General features: G+C 46.1%; 21 protein-coding genes and 1 riboswitch. Of the genes, 16 read left to right on the top strand and 5 right to left on the bottom strand.

What is annotated here, in order from left to right; translation table 11 throughout:
* Positions 1 to 383: 383 nt before the first annotated feature.
* Positions 384 to 1385 carry a tRNA (adenosine(37)-N6)-threonylcarbamoyltransferase complex transferase subunit TsaD gene (tsaD, locus tag DVG78_RS07095; protein WP_114460412.1) on the bottom strand — a complete coding sequence of 334 codons (1002 nt, stop codon included), beginning with the start codon at positions 1383 to 1385 and terminating at the stop codon, positions 384 to 386.
* Between the two features lie 94 nt (positions 1386 to 1479).
* Here tsaD and DVG78_RS07090 point away from each other — a divergent pair, with 94 nt between their 5' ends.
* Positions 1480 to 6072 (top strand): translocation/assembly module TamB domain-containing protein, encoded by a 4593-nt coding sequence (locus tag DVG78_RS07090; RefSeq protein WP_114460411.1) that lies wholly within the window; start codon positions 1480 to 1482, stop codon positions 6070 to 6072.
* A 10-nt stretch (positions 6073 to 6082) separates the two neighbouring features.
* Here DVG78_RS07090 and DVG78_RS07085 read toward each other — a convergent pair whose 3' ends face one another.
* Together DVG78_RS07085 and DVG78_RS07080 are read right to left on the bottom strand one after the other, a co-directional pair.
* Positions 6083 to 6541 carry a TlpA family protein disulfide reductase gene (locus DVG78_RS07085; RefSeq protein ID WP_114460410.1) on the bottom strand — a complete coding sequence of 153 codons (459 nt, stop codon included), beginning with the start codon at positions 6539 to 6541 and terminating at the stop codon, positions 6083 to 6085.
* 9 nt (positions 6542 to 6550) lie between these two features.
* Positions 6551 to 7576, bottom strand: coding sequence for a hypothetical protein (locus DVG78_RS07080; RefSeq protein WP_114460409.1), 1026 nt, complete (start codon positions 7574 to 7576; stop codon positions 6551 to 6553).
* 381 nt (positions 7577 to 7957) lie between these two features.
* Between DVG78_RS07080 and DVG78_RS07075 the strand changes: the two genes are divergently transcribed.
* The 3 genes from DVG78_RS07075 (at position 7958) to DVG78_RS07065 (ending at position 12446) form a co-directional block, all read left to right on the top strand.
* The gene (locus DVG78_RS07075; RefSeq protein WP_114460408.1) at positions 7958 to 10507 is read left to right on the top strand and encodes a tetratricopeptide repeat protein; all 2550 of its coding nucleotides are present in this window, start codon (positions 7958 to 7960) and stop codon (positions 10505 to 10507) included.
* Positions 10508 to 10572: 65 nt separating this feature from the next.
* Positions 10573 to 11661, top strand: coding sequence for a serine hydrolase (locus tag DVG78_RS07070; protein ID WP_114460407.1), 1089 nt, complete (start codon positions 10573 to 10575; stop codon positions 11659 to 11661).
* Positions 11662 to 11720: 59 nt separating this feature from the next.
* Positions 11721 to 12446, top strand: a complete 726-nt coding sequence (locus tag DVG78_RS07065) for an ABC transporter ATP-binding protein (protein ID WP_114460406.1) — start codon at positions 11721 to 11723, stop codon at positions 12444 to 12446.
* 100 nt (positions 12447 to 12546) lie between these two features.
* Here DVG78_RS07065 and DVG78_RS07060 read toward each other — a convergent pair whose 3' ends face one another.
* A complete protein-coding gene (locus DVG78_RS07060) occupies positions 12547 to 13953 on the bottom strand; it encodes a S41 family peptidase (protein WP_114460405.1) in 1407 nt (468 codons plus the stop codon).
* Between the two features lie 117 nt (positions 13954 to 14070).
* On the opposite strand from DVG78_RS07060, the gene DVG78_RS07055 reads away from it, so the two are divergent.
* From DVG78_RS07055 to DVG78_RS07035, 5 genes are all read left to right on the top strand, one after another.
* The gene (locus tag DVG78_RS07055) at positions 14071 to 15096 is read left to right on the top strand and encodes a WD40/YVTN/BNR-like repeat-containing protein (protein ID WP_114460404.1); all 1026 of its coding nucleotides are present in this window, start codon (positions 14071 to 14073) and stop codon (positions 15094 to 15096) included.
* Positions 15097 to 15121: 25 nt separating this feature from the next.
* A riboswitch (TPP riboswitch) is annotated at positions 15122 to 15214 on the top strand.
* 66 nt (positions 15215 to 15280) lie between these two features.
* A complete protein-coding gene (locus DVG78_RS07050; protein WP_114460615.1) occupies positions 15281 to 15979 on the top strand; it encodes a class I SAM-dependent methyltransferase in 699 nt (232 codons plus the stop codon).
* Positions 15980 to 16044: 65 nt separating this feature from the next.
* Positions 16045 to 17106: an AIR synthase family protein gene (locus tag DVG78_RS07045; RefSeq protein ID WP_114460403.1), complete on the top strand. Its 1062-nt coding sequence runs from the start codon at positions 16045 to 16047 to the stop codon at positions 17104 to 17106.
* On the top strand, positions 17103 to 17762 hold the full coding sequence (locus DVG78_RS07040) for a thiamine phosphate synthase (RefSeq protein WP_114460402.1): 660 nt from the start codon (positions 17103 to 17105) through the stop codon (positions 17760 to 17762). The genes DVG78_RS07045 and DVG78_RS07040 overlap by 4 nt, the downstream gene beginning before the upstream one ends.
* Complete coding sequence (locus tag DVG78_RS07035) at positions 17740 to 18000, top strand: Trm112 family protein (protein ID WP_114460401.1); 261 nt, start codon at positions 17740 to 17742, stop codon at positions 17998 to 18000. The genes DVG78_RS07040 and DVG78_RS07035 overlap by 23 nt, the downstream gene beginning before the upstream one ends.
* Before the next feature lie 17 nt (positions 18001 to 18017).
* On the opposite strand, the gene DVG78_RS07030 is transcribed toward DVG78_RS07035, so the two are convergent.
* Complete coding sequence (locus DVG78_RS07030; RefSeq protein WP_114460400.1) at positions 18018 to 18848, bottom strand: hypothetical protein; 831 nt, start codon at positions 18846 to 18848, stop codon at positions 18018 to 18020.
* A 74-nt stretch (positions 18849 to 18922) separates the two neighbouring features.
* Here DVG78_RS07030 and DVG78_RS07025 point away from each other — a divergent pair, with 74 nt between their 5' ends.
* From DVG78_RS07025 to DVG78_RS06995, 7 genes are all read left to right on the top strand, one after another.
* The gene (locus tag DVG78_RS07025; RefSeq protein ID WP_114460399.1) at positions 18923 to 19552 is read left to right on the top strand and encodes a phosphatase PAP2 family protein; all 630 of its coding nucleotides are present in this window, start codon (positions 18923 to 18925) and stop codon (positions 19550 to 19552) included.
* A gap of 62 nt (positions 19553 to 19614) precedes the next feature.
* Entirely contained in the window at positions 19615 to 21378 is a 1764-nt protein-coding gene (locus DVG78_RS07020) for an ArnT family glycosyltransferase (RefSeq protein ID WP_114460398.1), read from the top strand.
* Positions 21379 to 21517: 139 nt separating this feature from the next.
* Positions 21518 to 22120: a TetR/AcrR family transcriptional regulator gene (locus tag DVG78_RS07015; RefSeq protein WP_114460397.1), complete on the top strand. Its 603-nt coding sequence runs from the start codon at positions 21518 to 21520 to the stop codon at positions 22118 to 22120.
* Between the two features lie 43 nt (positions 22121 to 22163).
* Positions 22164 to 23429 (top strand): TolC family protein, encoded by a 1266-nt coding sequence (locus DVG78_RS07010; RefSeq protein ID WP_114460396.1) that lies wholly within the window; start codon positions 22164 to 22166, stop codon positions 23427 to 23429.
* A gap of 16 nt (positions 23430 to 23445) precedes the next feature.
* Positions 23446 to 24420: an HlyD family secretion protein gene (locus DVG78_RS07005; RefSeq protein ID WP_114460395.1), complete on the top strand. Its 975-nt coding sequence runs from the start codon at positions 23446 to 23448 to the stop codon at positions 24418 to 24420.
* 5 nt (positions 24421 to 24425) lie between these two features.
* Positions 24426 to 25346 carry an ABC transporter ATP-binding protein gene (locus DVG78_RS07000; RefSeq protein WP_114460394.1) on the top strand — a complete coding sequence of 307 codons (921 nt, stop codon included), beginning with the start codon at positions 24426 to 24428 and terminating at the stop codon, positions 25344 to 25346.
* Between the two features lie 5 nt (positions 25347 to 25351).
* The gene (locus DVG78_RS06995) at positions 25352 to 26092 is read left to right on the top strand and encodes an ABC transporter ATP-binding protein (protein ID WP_114460393.1); all 741 of its coding nucleotides are present in this window, start codon (positions 25352 to 25354) and stop codon (positions 26090 to 26092) included.
* The last annotated feature ends 108 nt before the right edge of the window (positions 26093 to 26200 follow it).

The following is a 26200-nucleotide window of genomic DNA, read 5'->3' as shown; positions in this document are numbered from 1 at the left end:
ACCCATTGTATACCATACTGAAACACTTTTTTTTAAGAAACACCTCCCTTAACCCTACACTATATACGTTGCCTAATTTGGATATTAATCGTCAAGTCATAAAAAGCAAGCCTAGTGTGCCACAGCCAAAAATGCCAGTGCAAAAAGGCATAATATACCCAAACGTCAATCTTTTTCTTTGCCTTTGTTTTATCCCCTGCTTGCCTAAAATAATGTGCACAAAAAACCCCGCAGTGATTATAAACTGCGGGGTTTTCAACTAATTGTACATAGACAAGAAGTAAACTCAAGTCTTGCCGTAGTAACGCTGTACAATTCGCTTTCTTGCCCAAGGCCCATTAAAATTGCGTTTTATCTCCGAAAAAACGCCCCTTCAAAACGGGTTAAAATGCCATCCTAGGCATTGGACTGATGGTTTGTTCAGAAAATTCTCCTTTGATATATTTGAAGTGGGCCGCCATGGCAATCATGGCGGCGTTGTCGGTGCAGTACTCAAAACGCGGGATGTATACCTTCCAATGCTCTTTCTCCCCCATTTCCAGCAATGCCGCTCGCAGGCCCGAATTGGCCGAAACTCCGCCCGCAATGGCAATTTCCGAAATCCCCGTTTGTTTGGCGGCCTTGCGCAGTTTTTGCAACAGCATTTTGATTAAGGTATGCTGCACACTCGCACAAATATCGGCGATGTTTTCTTCCACAAATTGCGGGTTACTTTTCATTTTATCTTGCAAAAAATACAAAATGGAGGTCTTGATTCCGCTAAAAGAGAAATTGAGCCCCGGCATTTCAGACAGAGGAAACGGAAACGCAAGCGGGTTGCCCTGTTGGGCGTATTTATCTACCAATGGCCCACCCGGATAGGGCAAATTGAGCAGCTTTGCGGTTTTGTCAAAAGCCTCCCCCACGGCATCGTCTTGCGTTTCGCCGATGATTTCCATGTCGAGCGCATCACGTACCAGTACAATTTGGGTGTGTCCTCCGCTCACGGTCAAACACAAAAAAGGAAAGACAGGGCAAGGCTCTTCAATGAAATGCGCCAGCACGTGCGCCTGCATGTGGTGTACTTCAATCAACGGCACTTTTAGCCCCAAAGCTAGGGCTTTGGCAAAGGAAGCACCCACCAATAATGCTCCCAAAAGCCCCGGACCGCGCGTAAAAGCGATGGCATTAAGGTCTTTTTTGCTTACTTTTGCATCTTCAAGTGCTTTTTCGACCACTGGCAGGATGTGCTGCTGATGCGCGCGGGAGGCTAATTCAGGCACAACTCCGCCGTATTTTTGATGAATCACCTGCGTCGCTACAATGTTGGAGCGCAGTTGACCGTTAGAAATTACGGCCGCCGAGGTTTCATCACACGAAGATTCTATGGCTAATATAGTTGTCATTTCGCTTGAATATTTGTTAATTGTTATCCGTTAAGGGTTAAGTGTGAATGGGTTATTCATCAAAAGCTTTTAACTGACTATCCGCAGCGCGGCCATGAAACGTTTCCTCTGGTACATAGGCAATGCCATTTTTATCCTGCTTGTCGCGGTTATGCTGCTGACAGAAGTGGTGATATTGGGCATCCAGTTTCCAGCGATACAAACCGAGGTAGTCAACCGCGTGGCCAAATGGCTGTCCAAAGAACTCCAGCACCCTACCTCCGTAGGCCGCGTAAACGTCCAGTGGTTTGATGCCGTTTCGTTGGAAGACGTCACCATTTTGGACCGAAACGGTCGCCCGATGATTGATGTAGCCCGCATTGATATTAATCACGATTTTTGGTCCCTTATTTTCAGCAAAGGTAAGAAGACTTTTGGCACCACCCTCGACGAAGCCACACTTTACAAACCTTCGGTATGGCTCGTTAAAAACCCTAAAACGGGAGAATTAAACCTCGACGCATTCATTGCCCGCATTGAAGAACTGACCGCCAACCCCAATGCCCCTGGCGTAAAAGATCAAAACGTGCCGTTTGTCATCAAACAGGTTCACCTCATCGACGGCTCCTTTCGGTGGGACGACCCGCGCGAAAAACGAATGCATGGAAAAACCTTTGACTATAACCACTTTACCCTCAAAAGTATCAACGGAGAAGCCAAGAACTTTCTGGTTTTGGGGGACACCATAGCCCTAAAAGTCCAGAATTTACGCACCTTCGACAAACGCACCAACCTCACCATCAAAGAGTTGGATAGCAAAGTGTTGTATTGTCGTACCAAGTTGGAATTGGCCCAGTTGTACGCACGCATCGGCAATTCGGTGATTGGCAACTATATTTCTTTCAACTACGATTCGCCCGCCGCTTTCGGCGATTTTAACGAAAAAATCCTGATGCGGGCGCACTTAGACAGCACCCGCGTGCGCTCCGAAGATTTGGGCTGGTTTGCCGATTATCTTTTTACCCTCGACGAAACTTGGCACGCCAACGGCAATTTTGTGGGTACGGTCAACAATTTCCGTTTGTCAGAAACCAACTTACGGTTTGGAAAAAACAGCGTGTTGCGCGGCGACATTGGCTTTAAGGGCGTGACGGAATTTGAAACATCGGTCATGGCCTTTAACCTCAAAAACACCCGCGTAGACGCCGCCGATTTACGCCAATATTACCCCGAAAAATCGTTTAATGACCTGGTCCAAAAATTTGGGGTAGTTGATTTTTCGGGAAAATACAACGGCACCTACGACAAGTTTAAGCTCAACGGTGATTTTAAAACGGCCTTGGGACAAGTGACGGTGAAAGAACTAGAAATGAATCTGGCCGCCAAAATCCCGACCTATACGGCTGACATCAACACGCACCATTTTGACCTAGGCAAGCTAGTCGACGACGACGAATTTTCGGAGATAGACCTCAACGGCAAAATCAGCGGCAAAGGCTTCTCGCTCAAAACCGCTTCTCTCAACCTCAACGGACGCTTGCCACGCTTCCGCTATAATAATTACGACTACCGCAACGTGTTTCTCAACGGAACGCTTCAAAATAAGTTTTTCAAGGGTTCGGTCATCGTCAAAGACTCCAACCTCATCGCGGATGTAGACGGAGCATTTGATTTCTCAAAACCCAAATACGTCTACCACGCCGAGGGGTTTATTCAGAGGGCTGACCTTCGGGCGCTCAAATTCATGAGCGACTCGCTGATGATTCACACCGAGTTAAACGTAGATTTGGAAGGAAATACGATGGATGAAATCGTGGGTCGGGCTAAATTTCTGAACAGCTACGCCACTTTCAAAAAGCGAAACATTGTGGTAGATACGCTACTGGTTGATTCTCGCCTGACCGATGGCCTCCGTCGTCTGTTTATCTCTTCCGAATTTTTTAATTTTCAGGCGCAGGGCGTTTTCCAACCGACCAAAGCCGTCACCGATTTGGCGCAGTTGTTTGATGAATACCAAATGTATTTCTTCGGCGACGAAGGCGCGCGACTTCAATATTACGAGGATAAAAAGCGCAAGCAGCCTTTTTGGCAACGGTACAGCATTGACTACCGCATCCGAGCAAAAAAAATGGATCAATTGCTGGCTTTTCTGTATCCCGAAGGCTACATATCCAACGGCTCCACGGCCGAGGGAGTGTTTACCGTTGACAACACGTCTATTTTTTCAATGACGGGGCAGTTTGATACCCTCAAAATCGGCAATAACTCCTTTTATAATTCAGAGCTTGACCTCAACACTTCCAAATTTACCAACAGTCCCGAGGTGTTGGCGTCGGCCATTATCAATTCGGAGAAACAACAATTGGTAGGCATTGCCCCCACCGAAAAACTGGCCCTTGAAGCCGCGTGGGAAACCGACCACATCAATTTCAGAAGCAGCCTGCGCCAGCAAAATATGTCTAACCGCGCTACGCTCAACGGCGAACTTCGGTTTGTGGGCGATTATCTTTATTTACAATTTAGAAAATCAAAACTCCGTTTGCTGGAAGAAGACTGGAACGTTGACCCCAATAATCTCATCACCATCATGGGGGCAAACGTCACGTTGAGCAACGTTAATCTAAAACCAAACGGCAAAGACCAACTCCTAGCGCTGAACGGCGAAATCTCGACCGACTCAACCAAAACACTTTCGTTTGAGACCCGTAATTTTGAACTCACTACCCTGACGCCCCTTATCAACGTCAATCTGGCAGGTACCGCCAACGGGAGCGTTACGATGCGGGATTTGTACCGGACGCTAATTTTTGACACCAAGGCTGACGTACAGAAGCTGACCTACAATAACTTTTTGATGGGCAACCTCACCGGCGACGGCGAATGGGACCCCATCGACAAACACCTCCACGTTGATATTCATCTGGATTCAAAAGCCAAACGTGAACTTTCTATTACTGGCACTTACACCCCTAATCAGGCCAACAACGAATTAGACTTAAAAGCCAATTTCAGCGAAACCAACCTGCAACTGCTTGAACCTTTTGCACGCGGTTTAGTCTCAGATTTGAGCGGACGCGCCGTGGGGACCGTTTCCATCACAGGGCCTGTCACTGCGCCTGTACTGGACGGAACGGTTGATGTAAAGCAGGGCCGCCTTACGTTTGATTACCTCAAAGCGGTGTTTTCATTTGAAGACAAAGTGTACTTTGGTGAAAGCGACATTCGCGTCCGGAATTTACGCCTGACCGACCCCGAAGGCAATACCGCTACGTTGCGAGGTGGCGTCTACCACGATAGTTTCAATAAGTTCTCGCTTGGTTTTGATGCTGATATGCGTAATTTCAAAATCCTAAATACCACCATTCGAGACAATGAACTGTTTTATGGCAGTGCCTACGCCACAGGGAAAATGGAGATATTTGGCCCTATAAACAACTTCAAAATCAGCGCGGATTTGACCAGTAATCGGGGCACAAAAATCTACATTCCACTCGACGGTGCCGCCGAGGTCGCGTCTGAGGATTTTGTGCAATTTGTCTCTTCGCTGCCCGATACCGCTAACAAACAGACCGCAAATAAAGACAAGATTGTCCCCGCCGAAGAAAGCATTATCAAAATGGATTTTCGGTTAAACATGACGCCCGATGCGTATTGCGAAATCCAGTTTGACCGCCAAACGGGCGATGCCATCAAGGCCTACGGACGCGGATTGATTAACCTCAAAATAGATACGCGCGGCGATTTCAACATGAGCGGTGCTTACGAAATTCAAAACGGGGACTACCTCTTTACCCTCCAAAACGTTATCAATAAGAAATTTCAGATTCAGAAAGGAAGTCGCATTTCGTGGACAGGTGACCCCTACGGTGCCACCCTCGACGTAAAAGCAAACTATACCTCTAGTGCTCTACTTTCACCGCTGTTTCAAACAAGCGGCACCTCCACCTCCAATGAACTCAATACCCGACGCTATCCCGTAGAAGTGATGATTTCGTTAAATGAAAAAATGCTTTCTCCTCAGATTTCGTATGGCTTGAAGTTCAAAGAATACCCTTCTACTTTGTCGTACCAAATCACGGCCGTAGAAGAGCGCCTCAAGCGCGATGAGCAGTATCTGTCGCAGCAGGTGAGTAGTATGTTGCTCTTTGGGCAGTTGATTTCCGATCAAAACAACATTTTATTACAATCGGCTTCGGGACTGACCAACAGCCTCAGCGAGATGGTCACGAGCCAATTGAGCAAATGGGGCTCATCCATCAATGAAAACTTGGAACTGGGCGTTTCGGGACTAAACCTCAATTTTAACGAAGCCAACCCCAACGCCATCAATAATCTTCAATTACGGTTTTCGTACCGATTCCTGAACGACCGTTTCCGCATCACCCGCGATGGGCGACTTTCGTACGGCCAAAACCAATACGATGCCACGAGTTTATTGTTGGACTGGACCCTCGAATATTGGCTCACCGACGACGGAAGCCAACGCCTCCGAATGTATAACCGCAACATCCAGAACCAAATCACTGCCAGCGGGCCCAATGCCATTTCGTACGGAGCGAGTTATCTGTTTACGCGTAGTTTCAACAATTTCAGATTATTCGGTCCCAAAGCATCCCGCCCCGAATCTACCCCGCCCCCAACGCCTACCCCCAAAACCAACTCTGGGCGCTTAACAACCTACCGTAATTTGGAGGAATTGAAGAATTAGGTACGCTTATTCATTTCAAGTAGCTATCAATCAACGATATAAACTTTTGAGTTTCCCCAATATGCGGTGCAAACAAGTTCAAAATTTTACCTTCTTGGTTCAGAACAATATACCTTGGCAAAAAATTTACATCAAATTTTCGAGCAAAATCCGATTTCATCCCACCAGAAATCCAATACGTGTCATCGCGTTCAAAACGCAATCTTTCTACACTCCTTTTCCAATTATCACCTTTGTCGTCCAGTGAAATCCTGAGAAAAGAGACTTTTTTTTCGTTCGCATAATGCTCTTCCAATTTATCTAAATAGGGAAAGGCTTCAATGCAGTTGCCACACCAACTTGCCCACAAATCTACAACAGTGATTGGAGTCAGTTTCTCTTTTAAAGCAATTTCACGGTTATTAGCCGTTACCATTTTATGATTGTTGACAAATCCTTTCTCCGCATACAGAATGGCATTAGGGGCCATAACTACGTTTTATGTTTTCCATATAAGTTCCCGCCATTCATCTGTCAGATACGAATCATAGGCTTTCATCAAAGAGTCTATGGGAGGGAAATGTGCTGGATAACTTCTTGCTTGGTCTGCTAAAAAATACAGGTTTTCTGCGATGCAATACGCTCTTTTTTGTCCCTGATAGTTTTTAGTGACATAATCTAAAATATAGGCGTAGTGCCCTATTTTTTGGTAAATGGTACTATCACTTGATTCCCTCACACGCACCATAAAATAAGTTGGCAAATACGATTTAAAGAAAAGAATACTGGCATTAGATAACAGGTTAATTTCTTCTTTTTGGAGGTTCAACGGCTGAATGTATTGAGCAAAAAACGCTTCCGCTTTGTTTCCCCTGTATCGTCGAGCCTCCATAAAATTAAGTAGTGTCCCTCCTTTCCTGAAACGTAAATCCATTTTTTCTGTATCAAAAAAAGATTGCATTATAACATCCCTATTTGCCTGTAAATCATAACGATTATGGTACGTTATATAAACCGAATCCAAAATAGAATAATGCCTTTCAACCATTTCAAGGTACTGCTGTTCTGTAAGCATTTTGCCTATTGTAGCTAATCTCGGCAAAGTACTGATCGTTTTCATCTCATTTAAATAATCATTAGCAAGGGCTCCATCGCCACCAGATTTAAACGATACAATCCTATTTACTCGGTTATTCCCATCGATAATCACAGTCGATTGGAAACTCGGTGCCAAATAAATTCTACCATAAAACCCTCGACCGCTCACATCCATATACACTGGTTTGGATAAATGGTATTTTTTCTCACAAACCCCACCTTTAATTACCAAAGTATCATTCATAGGAATAATAGAATTGAAACTGTAGTATAAAACAACATACTCAGATGCTACATTTTTAACTTCAAATCGAATGGTGGCCTCTTGTTTTAATGTATCGCTCTTAAAACCGGTTGTTTTTAAATAAATTTTTCCAAAGCAGGTAACACATGTTAAGTAAGGAAGCAGTAGAAACAGATATTTCATGGTGCGAGGTTGTTTCAAAGAAAATCTATCTAAAGATATGAATTTTAGTAGTTAAAATCAATCTTAGGAGGGCGACGTCTATTGGCGCTTAATACAACAACGGAAGCATCGTCCAAGATACTGTCACCTTTTAGGCAAAATTATGTCAACATTCTAAAAACCTATTGGACTTCCTTTTATACCTTGCGCCGACTAACGCTTTTTGATTTCCAACGTATGAAAAAAATAACTTATGGCCAAAAGCGTTTTTGAATGGGCGGCAGAAATACATTTGAATAGCAACATTCCATTCATCAATTGCTTTTCAGTAAAAGTATATTCTCTCCTAACTTTTGTGTTTTATATTTTTCTGTTCATCATTTTTCTGTTTACATACTTTTGATGTCGTCACTTATTTTTTGGAAAAACTGGAATCCCAGTCAACGTTTTTTATACATTACCTCGCTTGGTCTGCTCGCTCTGGGCCTAACGGCATTGTTATTTTTTCATTACAGAGGCCTTGAAAACACCGTCCGCTGGGAGGTTTTGAGCGAATTGGACGAGGTGCCCGTACCGCTAGACAGCCTGACGCTTTCCGAAAATACAACACAGGATAGTTCGGCAATAAAAGGGCAAGCAACAAAATCACAAATTCTCCTCCCCGGCAAAGCCTATTTGTTAAAAGAACAATTTGTACCCGTTCAGACCGACCTCCCCGCTTGGTTGGTTTGGAGTTATTGGGGCATCGTACTTGCGGGCGTGGTGTTGCTTTTGAGTGCCGTTACGGTGCTTACTCGTCGGTGGTACATTGGGGCAATGATGGCTTTTATCGGCCTTTTGGCGGGTTTGCATTTAGAGGTACTGCAACTTTTCGGTTCTGAAAAAGCTCTGGGCTTCGGCATTACGGCGGTTTTGCTCGGCGGCGTCAGCTACTATCTACACGCCTTCCGCGACGACATTACGATTGAGCGCCGGATATTTATCTTTACGGCGCTGACAATTTCGCTGGCGGTATTCTTTTCTTTTTTTTCCAAAACACCGTTTACCGCCCTCACGATTACCTCTTATTCTTTAGTACCGTTATTGATAATCGCCGTTGTTTTTATCGGATGGTTGTCTATCGAAATCATCGCTGGTTTTGTGTACATCGTTACGCATCCACGCACGGGATTCGGAAAGAGCAGCTTGCCCAACTTTCTGTTTATCACGGGCTTATATCTTTTTAGTGTTTTGCTACTGTACCTCAAAATCACGCGGCAGACCGAAACCAACTTCCTCTATCTTAGTCCTTTTGTGCTGTATTGCGTCAGTTTGGTGCTGGGCATTTGGAGCCTTGCCAAACGAACCGAAACCGCCATACCTTTCCGGGAAGTGGCCGTTTGGCTGTATGCTGGGCTAGGATTAGTCACCACGGGCGTCATGGCATTTGTGTTGTTTACCGACAACAATCCGCTGATTGAGGTTTTTGAAGACGCCGTTATTTATTCACAACTGGCGATGGGGACGGTGTTTGTGGGCTATATCGGCCTCAATTTTTGGCCTTTGTTCAAACAGAGCAAGGCCGTCTATAAAGTCATGTACAAGCCCATGCGTATTATGCAGTCGCAAGTTTGGCTGATTGGCGTGATGGGCATTGTTCTACTCATTTCGCTCAATCGTTTTCACAGCATTGACCAAGCCCGTGCGGGGCATTACAACGCCTTGGGAGATTTGCACACCGCTACCCAAGAATACCTGCTTGCAGAGCAATACTATCAGCTGGCGCTTGATTTGGATTTTCAAAATCATAAGTCTGGGTTTTCGCTGGCTTCGCTGGCGTTGCGTCAGGGCGACCGCCTCAGCGCGGGGGCGTACTTTCAACAAGCGTTACACAAAGACCCCACACCACAAGCATACGCTGGCCTGAGTCAGGCGTTATTGAACGAAAATCTGTTTTTTGATGCTGTTTTTAACCTACGAAAAGGTCTGCAAACTTTTACGCAAAGCGGCGAACTGCACAATAATTTGGGTTATCTCTACACCCGTACTGCCATTGCAGATTCGGCCTATTATTATTTTGAACTGGCCCGACAGCACGCGGTCAATACCGCCGTGGCCGAAACAAACCTGTTGGCATTTTGGGGAAAAGCCTTGGCCGCCGCCGATTCTGCCAATGCTTTAGCCGCCCTTGGACTTACAAAAGCTGATTTTCGGGAAACCAACCTTTTGCAAAGCATCAAAACGTCACTTTCGCACGAAGCCAACCGCATTGCGTTGGCCCAATTGGTGGGCGAAAAAACAAAGGTTGAAAAAACGCAACTCGCCCTCGCGAGCGATTCGGCCTTAAGCGTCAATAATTTTGCGTACCTGTACAACACCAATCAATACGAGCAAGATACTACCCTTGCTAATCTATTCCGAAAATTAATCAATACGGGAAACAACGGCAATTTTTACAATGAGTTGCAGGTAGCATCTGCCTATGCAGAATACAATCGCGATAAAATTGCGGCTTTCGACATCCTAGCCGCCCAAACCGTGGCAGACACCTCCAAAAAAGTAGCTTTGGCCCGCCAAACACTTCAATTCTGGTTGTTGAGAGAACGAACCGAAGAGGCCACCGCCGCCAATTTGACAAAAAATTTAACCACCGAAGCCGACTTTGTGACGGCCCTCCGAAAGCACCCGTTCAGCTTACCGATTTTGCAAAAAGCCACCATTTTTTTCAATCAACGAAACCAACCCAAAACCGCATATCAATTCATTTTAAATGCCCTCAGGTTTCGGCGTGACTCTCCCGAATTGGTAAAAACGTATATTCTTCAATGCCTACATTTACGCCTAACAGATTTCGCCGAAGAAGGCCTTCGCGACCTGTTTGCGCTTACCTCATTTACCGATTATCAATCATTTCTGAAAATCTATCAGTCCCAAAGCGCACTCATCGAAAAAGAACGTGAAAGTTTTCAATGAAAATTGTACTTTTACCCATTCATTTTGCCCTATAAACGCTTTCAAATTTAAATAACCCACTCTTTATGTGGAAAGTACTGGCCACTGGCTTAGGGATCTTAGCTGTATTATTCAGTTGTGTGTTTGCTTACTTTTATTTTAAATACTTGCGTTATGAAGAGGATTTTGTAGCTGAATTTTTGCTTAAAAACCCTAAAAAGTGCGCGGTCTTTTGGGTACGCAATGACTCATTATTGGTTGGGCATCGGTCAGACACCCTGATGCCGTTAGCCAGCACAGCCAAGACCATCGTTGCTGTTGAGTTTGCTCAACAGTCTGCCGAAGGAAAAATTAACCTTACAGAACGGGTTCCGTTAAGTGAGGTAGCGCGGTTCTATATCCCTGACACAGACGGTGGTGCGCACCGTGCTTGGTTAGAGAGTCTGAAAACAAAAAATTCAACGGACAACAATACCGCGTCGTTGATGGAGGTTGCCAAAGGCATGATGCAATTCAGTAGTAATGCCAATACTGAGTTTTTGATGTGGAAATTGGGGTTGAACAATATCAATGCCAACCTCCCAAAACTAGGCCTCGGTAAGCATCAACCATTGTATCCGTTTGTGTCAGCGTTGTACGTGTGTTCGGACGAGCACTCCGCCACGGGACTAAAAAAAATGCCCCTGTCGCTGTACCTCCAGCGCACCAACAAGTACTTTGAATTGCTTAAAGTGGATACTACGGTCAAAGCAAAGTTCAACATGGCCAATGTTCCGCTTCCTGTGCAGCGCATTTGGTCAGACCGCCTTCCTGGCTCAACCGTTCGGGAATACGCAGGATTGATGAAAAAAATAAACAATCGGGCTTATTTTAGCAAAAGTGCCCAAACAGTTTTGGATACATTGATGGAATGGCCCATGCGGTTGAATCCTGACAACAAAAAGAAGTTTGTCCATTTTGGGGCCAAAGGCGGCTCTACGGCATTTGTGCTTAATTATGCTCTATATGCCACCGATAAACAAGGGAATAAAACCGAGATGGTTATTTTTACCAACAACCTCGGAGTTTTTGAACAAACCCTTTTGCAAGCTGAGTTTCAGGTTTTTATTCAAAGAATATTAACCAACGACGCCAACAACAAAGACATACTGTCTATTTTGAAAAAACTTAACTAACACGCCTTTATCATCCATTAATACGCACGGACGTTTATTTTAGCGAAAATCATTCAGTCATGAAAATCATCGAAACCTCCCACATTGCCAAACGCTACATCATGGGTAGCGAAGTGATAGATGCCCTCAAAGACGTAACGATTTCGGTCAACAAAGGTGAATATGTGGCCTTTATGGGGCCTTCAGGCTCCGGAAAATCTACCCTGATGAACATCATCGGCTGCTTAGACACGCCCACCTCAGGCAAATACATCCTGAACCGTAAGGACGTAAGTGATATGAGCGAAAATGAATTGGCTGAAGTGCGAAACAAAGAGATTGGATTTGTGTTTCAAACCTTTAATCTCCTGCCCCGCATGACCTCGCTCGAAAACGTGGCCCTGCCCCTGATTTATGCAGGATACACCAAAGCGCAGCGCACCGAAAAAGCCATGTTTGCCCTCAAAAACGTGGGACTAGAAAACCGCGCCGGCCACCGCCCCAACGAACTCTCCGGTGGGCAGCGCCAACGCGTCGCCGTTGCCCGAGCATTGGTCAACGACCCCAGTATTTTGCTGGCCGATGAACCCACAGGAAACTTAGACAGCCGCACCTCCTACGAAATCATGGATTTGTTTGACCAACTACATTCTAAAGGGAACACCATCGTAGTGGTAACGCACGAAGACGACATCGCCAAATACGCCCACCGCATCATCCGTCTCCGCGATGGTTTGGTGGAATCCGACATGGTCAATCCCAATCCCACCAAAGTCGTTTTAACACCGCAGGGGTTAGAAAGCTAAGAAGGCATTTAGATATTAATAATAAAGGGGATAAGAAGTGATGAGATTTAGACTCAACTTCTTACCCCCTTTACTTTTCCCAATTTCTTAGCGCTTCAACTCACTTCAAAAAAGGTTTATCGACAATCATTTCCGTTTCAATCAACGAAGGCGCAATTCTGAGGCGGTCGCTATCGGGGGTTTCTGAAACTCCTCGGCGAGCACTGCGATTGCCCGTAATTTGATAATAGGCTTCCGACAAAAGTGGCTCGCGTAAATCCCCAAACGCATATAAAGGCTGAGAAAAATCTTCTTTAATCACCACATTCGGGGTAAAGCCCGCCGTATAGTCGGATTGCCCTGCCGAATTGAAAACCTTAATCACAATCGGCATCATTCCTTGAGGGAACCGATTTTTAGGGTCTTTGATAAGAATAGAACCCACATTCTTGCCAACCGTAACATCGCCAATAATAAACACATCCATAAAAGGTTTTAAGGCATTGATAACCAACTCACTCGCCGAAGCGGTACGACTACTCACCAATACGTACACGCGCTGTACATTTCCACCGATGTTCTCAGTTTTGGGTTGGAAGTAGTTCACATTAAAGTCTTTTCCTTGCTTCTTTTCCAGTTCAGGCGTCACGGTTGCATTGTATTCATCACGCGAAAAAACCGTTTTATCCGTTACGCCTTTGGCGATAAAACTACCCAACGTACGGGCCGTAGAAGTGTACCCGCCCCCATTATAGCGCAAATCAAGGATGAATTCGTTGATGCCTGCCGCCTTGAATTTACCGAAAATGGTCGCCATTTTTTGGTCGTACAAAGGCTGTTCACTGTTGTTGGGTTTGGAATAAAAGCGATTATACACCAAATACCCAATCTTTTTGGTTCCTTTTGTATAAACCGTATCCAACAGCATCGGGTCTTCCTGCAAAGGTTGCGCCACCACCGTTTTGGTCTGGTCGCCAGACACAAAGGCTTTGTTTTCATAACGACCCAACGTGTACACATAATTCGTCCCTTCTGCCAAGAGTGGCCCATAATTGTCCACCGTGGCAAGCTGGCCATCTACCGTTATCTTACTGAAAATATCCCCGCGCTTGATACCCGCCTTTGCCGCTGGCGAGCCCGGAAATACGTACATCACAAAAGCCGCAATGGTATTGTTGCTGTTATACAACGCCAATCGCGCCCCCGTCGTTTTGCTTTCACCCGACAACGAAGATTCCGTTTCTTCCGCATTTTCTAAAAAACGAGAAAAGCGGTCGCCATCTGGACGAGCCGTCTTATCAAACGTATAAAGCAACGAATTAAAAAATGTTTCGGGAGCCAATGTGTTATTTTCCAAAGCACCCGCTGGAATTTTGTCCTTCCAGTAGTACCAATAATCCATGTTGACCGAAATAAATTCGTTCACCAACTCATCCCCTGCTTTTACGTCGGTTTGCTTACACGCATTCATCCCCGCCAATGACGCAACGATGGCAAAAAGAAGTGTTTTTGAAATTAATTTCTGCATATTTGTTGAGAAGGTTTTGACGTAGAAAAACGTGATAAACTCAAATTTATTTTAAATCCCTGACAAGCCCAACTTTACGATATTTCATTTACTATTTACGACAAATTGTACACTCAAATGTTTTTACGAACCATTATTTTTTTAACTTTTTTTCTGCCCACGCTCCTCGTGGCCCAATGGGTTCCGCAAATCAGCCATACAGAAGCGCATTTCAGGGCCATTTCGGTCATTAACGAAAAAACCATCTGGGCGGGCGGTAGCAAAGGAACAGTTCTGCGCACCACCACTGGTGGTGAAAATTGGGCTGTTTTACAGGTACTAGGCGCAGAAAAACTGGATTTTAGGGGCATTAAGGGCCTTGACGAAAAAACCGCCGTGGCCGTCAGTGCAGGCTTGGCCGAAGAAGGGCAAGCGCGTATTTATCGCACCGACGACGGGGGCAAAACGTGGGCACAAGTCTGGCAAACCGACCAAAAAGGCGTTTTTCTGGACGGAATTGCCTTTTGGGACAAAAAGAACGGCCTCATCTTCGGCGACCCCATCGACGGCCATCTATACCTTCTTAAAACCACCGACGGCGGCAAAACTTGGGAGCGCCTCTCCCCTGCTACTCTGCCAGCCAATTTACCCAACGAAGCTTCTTTTGCCGCCAGCAATTCGACGATGGTAATGCAAGGCACCAAAAATGTTTGGGTTGGCACTGGGGGCGCTGACCGCGCTCGCGTTTTTCGCTCCACCGACCGAGGCGTTACTTGGCAAGTAACCGATACGCCTATGAAAGCCAATGCATCGTCAGGAATCTTTGGGTTGCATTTTTGGAACGCCAAAAACGGCATCGCCGTGGGTGGTGATTATAAAGCCGAAAAACAAGCTTTTGAGAACGTAATCTTAACCAACGATGGTGGCAAAACGTGGCAAAAAAGCACCCCAACAACACCCGATGGACTCAAAGAAGCGGTTTATAAATTAAAAAACGGCACGTTGGTCGCCGTCGGCCCCGCGGGAAGCGGTTGGTCCAAAGACAACGGAAAAACCTGGCAAGCGCTCACGGGAGCCTCCAACGGTCTCCACACCCTGACCTGCGCTGGCAATACCTGTTGGGCCATCGGCTCTAAAGGGCAAATCGTGCGATTGTCAAATTAATCCTTTAGATTTACGGCATAAATAAATAGTTGCATCGGGGTGCTTCATTTGAGGCTGAGATTACACCCGTGAACCTGAACCGGTTAGGACCGGCGTAGGAAATGCGTCACACTGAAAACATTCATATCATCCATAGCCACATTTCCCCTTTTTGGGGGAGATGTGGCTTTTTTTTGTTACAACTATGAGCTTTGAAATCGTCAAAAAAGACCTGACCAACTGGCAAAACCGCAAGGAGTGGTTTTTTAATCGGGAATTTACCGATACCTACGAACAATGGTACGAAGGCCCTTACAAACGGGCTGAAGTGTGGCAAAAGAAAGTCATTGAACAACTCGTCAAAAAGGACTCCCGCATCAACACCCTCTTAGAATTTGGCTGCGGCACTACACGCTTTACCCGGTGGTGGAACCAAATCGGCATTGAGGCCTCTGGCGGCGACATTTCTCCTTTTATGTTGTCCCAAGCCGTGCATTTGTTCAAAGGAGATTTGGTCATGGCCGACTCTCACTTCATGCCCTTCAAAGACCACACCTTCGACGCCGTGGCGTTTATTACCACTTTTGAGTACTACCGCGACCCTGTTCGGGTGATTCGCGAAGCGGCGCGGGTGGGCAAACACGGCATTGTGTTTGGAATGATGAACCGCAATTCGCCAAAGGTAGCACGTCGTCGTATTCAGCAGGCATTCGGCAAAAACCCTTTTTACGTTACCGCTACTTTCTACACCCCCAATCACCTCATTTCGGTCATTGACGAAGCATTAAAAGGTCGCGAATATAGCATTGAATGGACTTGTACTGGCCTGCCGAAGTGGTTTCCAGTGCAGCAGTGGAGTGTGCCGTACGGCGATTTTTTTGGGTTATACGTAAAACTTCTGTAAACCGAGACTTGGAAAGTATACGCTTGACTGACTAAAACTTTCCAAGTCTACTATCAACGTATTTTATGAATGAAAAAAATACGGGGAAAATAACGGACGAGGCCTTTAAAAATCATATTTTCCCTTACTGCGGTGCCCCCCGCAAAGAGGTGAAAATTGGCCCGCATTTCGGCACCGATATTTCCCTCATTACATTGCCCAACGGGTACGAAATGGCCCTCACCAGCGACCCACTTTCTTATATTCCGAGCCTTGGGTTGGAAGAATCGGCATGGTTGTCGGTGCATTTGATGGCCAACGACATGGCCACTACGGGCGTAGCGCCGCAATACGCGCAGTTTGTCCTGAACCTTCCTACGGAGGTATCAGAGACTGATTTTCAGACGTATTGGCAACACGTCCATGGCTTTTGTCAGCAAATCGGCGTCGCCATCACGGGCGGACATACGGGACGGTTTGAAGGCATCAACTCAACCATTGCGGGCGGCGGCACGATGATTGCCGTGGCCGAAAAAGGCAAAATGCTGTGCAGCCAATGGGCGCAACCCGATAACGACATCATCGTGACCAAACAAGCCGCGTTGATTGCCACCTCTATTTTGGCGCGTAGTTTTCCCAACACCGTCAAAAATGAATGTGGTGTGGCTGTTTTTCGGGAAGCTTCGGAACTGTTTTATCAAACAAGCAGCCTGAAAGAAGGGCTGATTGCAGCGGCGTTCAACGAAAATGAAGGGCCGAGCGTGATGGCTATGCACGACGTAACCGAAGGCGGCATCTTAGGTGCTATCTACGAAATAGCCATGGCTTCTGAGTGCGGTGCAGAAGTAATAACCAATTCATTGCCCATCGGCCACGTTGTTAAAACTGTGTGCGACTTTTTTGCCATTGACCCCGCTTATTCGGTAGGAGCTGGCGCAATGATTATGGCCGTAAAGCCCGAAAAAACGGCCCAATTGATTCAAAAACTAACAGAAGAAGGGGTTCCAGCAACCTGCGTTGGCAAATTTACGACCTCCGAAAAAGGGATTCGACAAAGCACCCAATCAGGGTATTCTCGCATCATTCCACCCGCAACCGACCCGTACTGGGCGGCTTTTTTCAATGCTTTAACCCAAGGACTTACATGAAAAAACGTAACGAAATAACGGGCGGGGTGTATTTGGTCATTGACCCGAGTTGGGAAAGTGAATTTACCTTGCCTCGATTGGCGCAAGCCCTCAACGCGGGCATCAGCACGGTGCAAATCTGGGACCACTGGCCCGAGGAAACCAACAAAATTGTTTTTATCCAAGAAATTACGGCATTAGCCCACACGGCCGAAGTGCCCGTTTTAATAAATAATCACTGGGAATTAGTAAAAGAAACCGCTTTGGACGGGGTTCATTTTGACCACCCATGCGCCGAAATTGAGGAGATTGACACCCTCATCGGTCGCCCATTTTTGAAGGGAATCACCTGTGGGAACGATTTGACCACGGTACATTGGGCCAATGACCACCAATTTGATTACGTTTCTTTTTGTTCCTTATTCCCCTCGTCCTCGGCTGATTCCTGCGAAATTGTTGCTAAAGAAACCGTACAGAAAGCCAGAAAGCTGACTAAAATGCCCATTTTCGTCGCGGGAGGAATCTCTTTAGAAAATATTGCTACGCTGCAAGACTGCGGCATCAATGGCGTGGCCCTTATTTCGGCCATCATGAAGTCAGTCAATCCGTTTGAAACCACCCAACAATTCAACACTCATTTTTCAACGTCATCCTATGAAACCAACCCTCGTCCATAAACTCTGCTGTCCGTTTGACAAGCAAGATCTCCAACTCACGATTATTAAGCAAGACACCGACCAAAACATCATTGAAGGGCTACTCACCTGCGAAACCTGCCGGCGGTATTATCCAATCGTGTACGGAATCCCCATCATGAACCCCGACGAATACCGCGAAAAACAGCTCGAAGAGCCCATTCTACAACGTTGGTCGAAGCAGCTGGGGGCGGGTTTTAAAGAAAAATTATTGAAGTAAAATTCAACGGGAGATTCCTACTTTTTAGCAGGAATCTCTCCCAAATCAACCTTGTTGGTGTCTTTGTTCCAGTAGAGACGGTAGTTTTTGCCAGAATCTATTTTGTATTCTTCGCTGGTTTTGTCGAGGGTACTCACGCGCATATACACTTGGTTATCAGCCAATTTAAACTCCGCTTTCTTTTTGGATGGCAGAAAAAATGCCTGCCAATTGGTGCGGTCGCCGCTTACTTCATAAGAGACTTCACCGCTCAATTCGTTTTGAATAGAAAACGGGTATCGGTCGTTGATGGGGTCTTCGGCCACGTCGGCCAAAGCCACGATTTCTACTTTTACCGTCACCAATGGACCTTTGCCTTTTTTCTTAATTCCTACGTATAATTCTTCTCCTGCGCAGCTTGTACTTAGCACTCCCACGGCGCTTTTAGTGCTGTCGATTTTCTGACAAGCCTCCGCTTCCTTGCCAGAATCAAATCGGCCAGCGGCGCTTTTGTCGGCAAAGAAATACACCTCTACCCCCACTTCACCGTTGGGCTCGGCGAGGTAAGGCGTAAAATCAAATTTTTCTTTTGACAACGTATCGGGATTGGTCACGCGCAGGCTTTTATAGAAAGTATCGGAGGTATTTACTTTGTCGTTCTGATAGACCGTAACCCGGTAAAAAGCCGTTTTTGTGCCTTTGGGGAGCGATACTTTAATCGGCTTATTTTTGGCCAAAACCTTGTTTACCATATTATTGGGGCGAAAAACCACGTAGTCTACAATGACTTCCTGAAGCATTTTCTGGGCGGTAGCGTTGATGGTCATCAAAAACGCGCTCAATAGACTAAAGAGGAATATTTTTTTCATAGTAACTAAAAGTTGTAAGCGGATACACAACGTAAAAATGGGGATTTTATTTTCAGACAGGCTATCTTTGCCCCATGAATCTGCTTAAATTACTGCGCATCAATTGGGCTTTTATCCTTCCGTACGGTCTCTTTCTGCTGGGGCTTGGCAGCTACCAACTCCTTTATCGTCAGGGTATTATTAGTTTAGAAGTCAATCATTTCTATCATCCTTGGGCCGACGTCTTTTTCAAATACATTACCCATTTGGGCGACGGGGCTTTTGTGATTGGCGCAGGACTGCTCATGCTGTATCGGTCGCGCCCTAAAGGGATTCTGGTTTTGGCTTCCTACGCTATTTCGGGCATTATTGCGCAATTGATTAAGAATTTCGGATTTCCAAAAGAGCCACGCCCCGCAGAATATTTTTCGGGGATGATGCAGCATCTACACACCGTTGAAGGGGTTGAATTAAGTCATTGGAACAGCTTTCCGTCGGGCCATACGACCTCGGCATTTGCATTATTTGCCTTGATTGCGATTTGGATTAAATCTCCATTTTTGAAATTTTTATGTTTGATAACCGCCGCGACCATCGGTTTTTCCAGAATGTATTTGATGCAACACTTTCTGATTGATGTGTACGTCGGGTCATTATTGGGAACCCTGACGGCCTATACCTTGGTTTTAAACAGTCACCGATTCAGACTAACATCTACGCTTTAGATACTGAATATCAATACAATACGCATAAAATCCATTTTATTGGCTGATAAACTCACTAACCATTGAAAAACCAATCTTTCATCTCAATCGAAAAACCCTGGGTCGTTGCCCTGCTGGCTTTTGTTTTCTTTGTTCCTTATTTAGGCAACGTCCATTTATTTGACTGGGACGAAATCAACTTTGCCGAATCAGCGCGGGAAATGTTGGCCACGGGCAATTATTTGCGCGTACAGATTGATTATCAACCCTTTTGGGAAAAACCGCCTTTGTTTATCTGGATACAGGCATTGTCGATGAAAGTGTTTGGGGTCAACGAATTTGCCGCCCGTTTTCCCAATGCCGTCGTCGGAATCATTACCTTATTGACCTTTTATTTTGTGGGCAAGCGCCTGATTGACGCCCGATTTGGCTTTTTGTGGGCCTTGGCTTATCTGGGTTCAGTCACGCCGCATTTGTATTTTAAGTCGGGCATCATCGACCCATTATTCAACTATTTCATGTTTTTGAGCGTGCTGTACCTCATCGCTCCTTTGAAAAAAGAAACCCAGTCGAGTAGCCTGCGCTTTTTCCTGGCGGGGATTTTTGCGGGGTTGGCGGTATGGACCAAAGGCCCCGTGGGCGTGGGCGTGCCCACGTTAACCCTGGGCGCATTTTGGCTCATCCGTTATTTTCAGCATCGCTCGTCTGACCTACATCCGTCTGACGGTTTGAAACCGTTGGATGGGTTCTTTCCCCTCAAAAACATCCTCATCTATGCCATTACTGCGGGCGTGCTTACGGCGGGCTGGATGTTGGCCATTATTTGGGAAAGCGGCTGGGCTACGTTTGTGGCTTTTCTGGAGTATTTATATCGCCTCGGCGCTACCTCCGAAGCCGACCACGGCCAACCGTTTTATTATCATTTTGTGGTGGTTTTGATTGGTTGCTTCCCTATTTCGGTGCTTGGCTTGCCGTATGTGAGTCGAATTTTCACTCCTCTGCTCCAAAAATTAGGCAAGGCTCCGCAGGAGGAGGTGACAACTTCTGAAAAGCTTTCTTCCTTTACATTGATGATGCTTTGCTTGTTTTGGGTGGTGATGATTGTGTTTTCTATTGTCACGACCAAAATCGTGCATTATAGCTCCATGACCTATTTCCCGCTGTCGTTTTTGGCGGCTTTGTGGTTGTACCGTTGGCTAAAAAATGAAATTACGTGGCCGCGTTGGATGACCGTTTTATTGCTCATCATTGGGTTTATCTTGTCGCTAGTGCTCAGCGCCGTACCGCTCATTGGAATGTATTCGGCGGCGGTCACTCCCTACATAGATGATGTATTTGTGGTGGCCAATTTACAAGCTCCCGTAGAGTGGGCAGGGCATGAGTGGCTGTTTGGCGTACTGTATTTCGGAACGATTGTGTTTTCAACCATTCTATGGAAAAACCGCAAACTATTGGCAATCAGAATATTACTTTTTGCCACCGCGCTTTTGTTATTTGTTTACGGTGCCGTAGTTGTCCCAAAAATTGAAGGCTATACCCAGCGAACCGTCATTGATTTCTACCAGTCCAAACGAGGTCAGGATGTGTACGTTTGGCCCATTGGATTTAAGAGTTATGCGCAGTTTTTTTACTTCAAAAAGCCCACCGGCGTGCGCCTCGAAGCAAGCAACGAAGACTGGCTGCTCAACGGCCCCGTAGATAAACCTACGTTTCTGATTTCGCGCCTCGACCGTGCCGAACAATTCCGTAACCACCCAAATCTGGAACTGCTCAAAGAAGAAAATGGCTTTGTTTTCTTCCGCCGAAAGCCTGATTATGAGAAGATTTCGGAATCGTTGAAGAAATAAAAACATTCAAAAGGAAGGCTTTAAAAGACCTTCCTTTTTTGTTTCCAAGAATTTATTTTTCCTTTTTATTTGGAAATCAGCAATGTAATTAATTCTTTTGTGGCATATTTAACCATTTGGTTAAACTTATAAGTTAAATATGGTACAAATAGAACTATCCACCGAAGAGAAAATCTTAAAAGCCGCAGAAGAAGTCTTTATGCGTGACGGCTACGACGGCTCACGTATGCAGGACATCGCCGATGTGGCTGGCATCAATAAAGCGCTTTTGCATTATTATTTTCGTTCCAAAGACAAGTTGTTTGAGAAAGTATTTGACGCAAAAATCCAGAGTTTTTTTCCGCAAATGGGCGAAAAGTTTAGTCAAGACATCCCTTTTGTTGATAAAATTCACATTTTTATTGAAGGGTACATGGGCTTGCTGCTCAAAAATCCGTACCTGCCTTTGTTTGTGCTCAATACCGTGAATAACAAAGACAAATCGGCATTTATAAAAAAATTGCCGATTGAACTGAGCCGACAAGTAGCCCAAAGCTATTATGTTGAATTCAAAAAAGGGAATGTGAGGGAGCTAAATCCCGCCCAGTTTATCATGTCATTGATGGGGATGTGTATTTTTCCATTTTTGGCAAAACCCATTTTACTCGACATGTTCAAGGCCGATAATGCCACTTTTGACAAGTTGATGGAAGAGCGCATTCAGGAATTGAAACGCTATGTAACATTGATTTTAACCCCCTAATTTTTTTACCCCATTTTTAACCAAATAGTTAAACTTTCAGGTTATGCGAAGTTTTATTTTATACATGGGCCTTTTGTTGGTTTTAAATCACATCGGCCATGCGCAAACGCCCCTGTCGTTGGAAGATTGCTACCGACAAGCCGAAATGCACAGCCCACTAGCGGCTCAAACGCGCTTGATTCAAGAGGCTACCGAGCTACAAATCAATATTTTAAGCAGCAGCTATGTACCCCAATCCCGTCTCAACGGGCAAGCCACTTGGCAGTCGGACGTTACGAGTTTACCCATAAAATTACCCAATTTCGAAATTTCGCCCCCGCCCAAAGACCAGTATAAATTGACGCTTGACGTGACCCAAACCATCTGGGACGGCGGCGTAATCCAAAAACAAAAATCAGTGGCTTTGGCCAATCAACAAGCCGAACAACAAAAGGTAGCGGTAGACCTCTATCAGATTCGCGAACAGGTCAGCAATCTGTTTTTTGGGGCGCTTTTTGCCGAACGGCAGCTCCATAATTTCGAAATTCTCCAAAAAGAATTGCGGGCCAAACTCACCAAAACCCAAGCCTCAGTCCAAAACGGCATCGCGATTCGTTCCAATATTTTGTCGTTAGAAGCCCGATTGCTAGAAATTGAGCAGCAATTGTTGGAAACCCAAAAACGACGCATTGCTGCCTTGGAAGGACTTTCATTGTTGACGGGTACGACGATTGATACGAATACGCAACTTGTAGAAACACGCGCGGAGACGCAAAATTCAGAAATTGTTCGTCCCGAACTGCGGTTGTTTGACGCCCAAAAGCAAACCTTGACCGTCAACGAGCAAGTAATCAAGGCCAAAAACGCCCCCAAACTTTCGGCATTTGCCACGGGTGGGTACGGCCGGCCCGGGCTTAACTTTTTGGCAACAAACTTCCAAACCTATTTTATCGGGGGCGTACAACTCCAAATCCCGCTCACGCATTGGTACACCAAAAGTCAGGGGATGGAAATTAGGCAGTTGAGGGCCAACCAACAACGCATAGAACGGCAACGCGAAAGTTTTTTGCTCGCTACGCAGGTTAGGTTAGCCAATCAGCGCCGGGAAGTGGAGCGCTTACAGGCACTGGTCGAAAGCGACCGCAAACTCATCGACATTCGAAGCACCATTCGCAAAGCCTCTGAATCACAACTCGACAACGGTATCATCACCGCCAGCGACTATCTGACCGAAGTAAACAACGAAGATACCGCCCGCCAAAATCAAATATTGCACGAAGTCCAACTACTACAAGCCCAAAATAACCTGCGCCTGACGGCAGGAAACTAAAAACAATCTTATCATTATGAATCACACTTACCTCTCTCTTTTTCTTCTCATTGGTTTGGCCGCTTGCAATGGCAACAACCAAGAATTTGACGCCAGCGGCGTTTTTGAAGCCGACGAAGTGATTATTTCGTCCGAATCAGTCGGAAAAATCCTCCGATTTGAGGTGGAAGAAGGCACCGAGCTGAAAGCGGGTCAAGTCATCGGGAGCGTTGATTGTAAAAACCTCTCGCTCCAAAAAGCCCAAGTTGAAGCCAGCATTGATGCATTAGGCCAAAAAACCAACGACGCTACACCGCAAACGCAGATTATCCGTGAGCAACTTGTGTTGCAACAACGCCAGATTGCCACCCAACGTGAGCAATTAAGGATTCTGGAACGTGAGCGCAAACGCATTGAAAATCTCGTCAAAGCCGAAGCCGTTCCGGCCAAACAGTTGGACGATGTCGAGGGACAAATTGACGTCTTGAAAAAGCAAATCGAAGCCACCGAAAGTCAGGTAAGCGTGCTGAATCAACAGATTAAATCACAGCAACAACAGGTTTCAATTCAAAATCGTGGCGTGCTGAGCGAGCGCAAACCACTGGAAGAGCGCATTGCTCAGATGGACGACCAACTCCAACGTTGCAGCATCACCAATCCGATTGATGGCACGGTGTTGGTCAAATACGCCACCGCCGACGAAATGACCACTACGGGAAAAGCTTTGTATAAAATCGCCAATCTTTCGACGCTCACGCTGAGGGCCTACATCACGGGCGACCAACTCGCCAAAATCAAACTGAACCAACCCGTAAAAGTATTTGTGGACAACGGAAAAGATGCCTACAAAGAAGTAAGCGGAACCGTGACGTGGATTGCAAGTAAGGCCGAATTTACGCCCAAGACCATCCAGACCAAAGACGAGCGCGCCAACTTGGTTTATGCGACCAAAATCAAGGTCAAAAACGACGGCTACCTCAAAATCGGCATGTACGGGGAAGTTAAATTATAACTAAAATGGCAACAGTCCACGTAGAAAATATCAAAAAAACGTACGATAAAGGCAGCGTCTTGGCCCTTGACAACGTCAGTTTTGACGTAAAATCAGGCGAGTTGTTTGGCCTCATCGGCCCCGACGGTGCGGGAAAAACCTCCCTTTTTCGGATTTTAACCACCCTCCTCCTCCCCGACGGCGGCCACGCCCAAGTGGCAGGGCTGGACGTAGTCAACGATTTGTGGAAAATCCGGCGCATCGTGGGCTACATGCCTGGGAAGTTTTCGTTGTACCAAGATTTGAGTATTGAAGAAAATCTCCAGTTTTTTGCCACCGTTTTCAACACAACGGTCGAGAAAAACTACCATTTGATTGAAGACATTTACGTACAGATTGAGCCGTTCAAAAAACGCTTGGCGGGCAAACTTTCGGGCGGGATGAAGCAGAAATTGGCGCTTTGTTGCGCCCTCATCCACGAGCCCAAAGTGCTGTTTTTGGATGAGCCCACCACGGGCGTTGACCCCGTATCCCGCAAAGAATTTTGGGACATGCTCGACCGCCTCAAAACCCGGGGCATCACGATTGTGGTATCCACCCCTTACATGGACGAAGCCAGTCGCTGTGACCGCATCGCCCTGATTCAGAAAGGGAAGATTTTGGAATTGGACACGCTGACTAAAATCATCGGACGCCATACCCAAAACCTGTACGCCGTCAATGCCGACAACCGTTACCAGCTAATGCACGACCTACGAAAACCCGCCGAAATCGAAAGTTCTTTTGCCTTCGGCGAAGAGCAACACGTAACGCTCCGTACCCCAGAAAACGGCAAAAATTACCTCATCGACTATCTTACTCAAACGGGCCATTCGGACATTACAGTCAGGAAAATCGAACCCACTATTGAGGATGTTTTCATCAAACTCATGCTCGAAAACCAATAAAACCTATGCCGCAACCGGTCATTTATACCCACCAACTTACCCGCAAATTCGGCGATTTTGTGGCTGTTGATGCCATTACATTTGATGTACAGCCAGGCGAAATTTTTGGATTTCTGGGGGCCAACGGTGCCGGCAAAACCACCGCTATGCGTATTTTGTGCGGGCTGCTCTCTCCTACCTCAGGGCAGGCCACCGTTGCGGGTTTTGATGTGTATCGCCAAAACGAAGAAATCAAAAAGCAAATCGGCTACATGAGCCAAAAGTTTTCCTTGTACGAAAACCTGACCGTGCGCGAAAACATTCAGTTTTTCGGCGGTATTTACGGTCTTTCGCGTCAAGAATTGAAAGACAAAACCAACGTGCTCATCGACCGTCTGGGCCTGCACAACGAAGCCGATAAACTGGTGGGTGCCTTGCCATTGGGCTGGAAACAAAAAATATCTTTTTCCGTCGCCATCCTTCACCGCCCCAAAATTGTCTTTCTCGACGAACCCACGGGCGGTGTAGACCCGATTACCCGTCGGCAGTTTTGGGACATGATTTACGAAGCCGCCCACGACGGTATCACGGTGTTTGTCACAACGCACTACATGGACGAAGCCGAATACTGCGACCGCGTTTCTATCATGGTAGACGGGGCCATTGCGGCATTGGACACCCCCGCAGGACTCAAAAAACAGTTCAATGCCACCAATATGGACGGGGTATTTCTTCAATTGGCGCGCGGCGCGAAGAGAGGAGATTAGGGAAGCCCTTTGTCGTCCTGAAAAGACCTAAAACCGCGTTTAAATGCAATAACAATAACGCACGGTCTGCCAGCATGACAAAGAAATGCATGACAAAAAATAAACCTG

It is taken from the genome of Runella aurantiaca, from assembly GCF_003339505.1.
In the GTDB taxonomy this organism is placed as follows: Bacteria; Bacteroidota; Bacteroidia; order Cytophagales; family Spirosomataceae; genus Runella; species Runella aurantiaca.
This window is presented reverse-complemented; position numbering and strand designations above follow the sequence as displayed.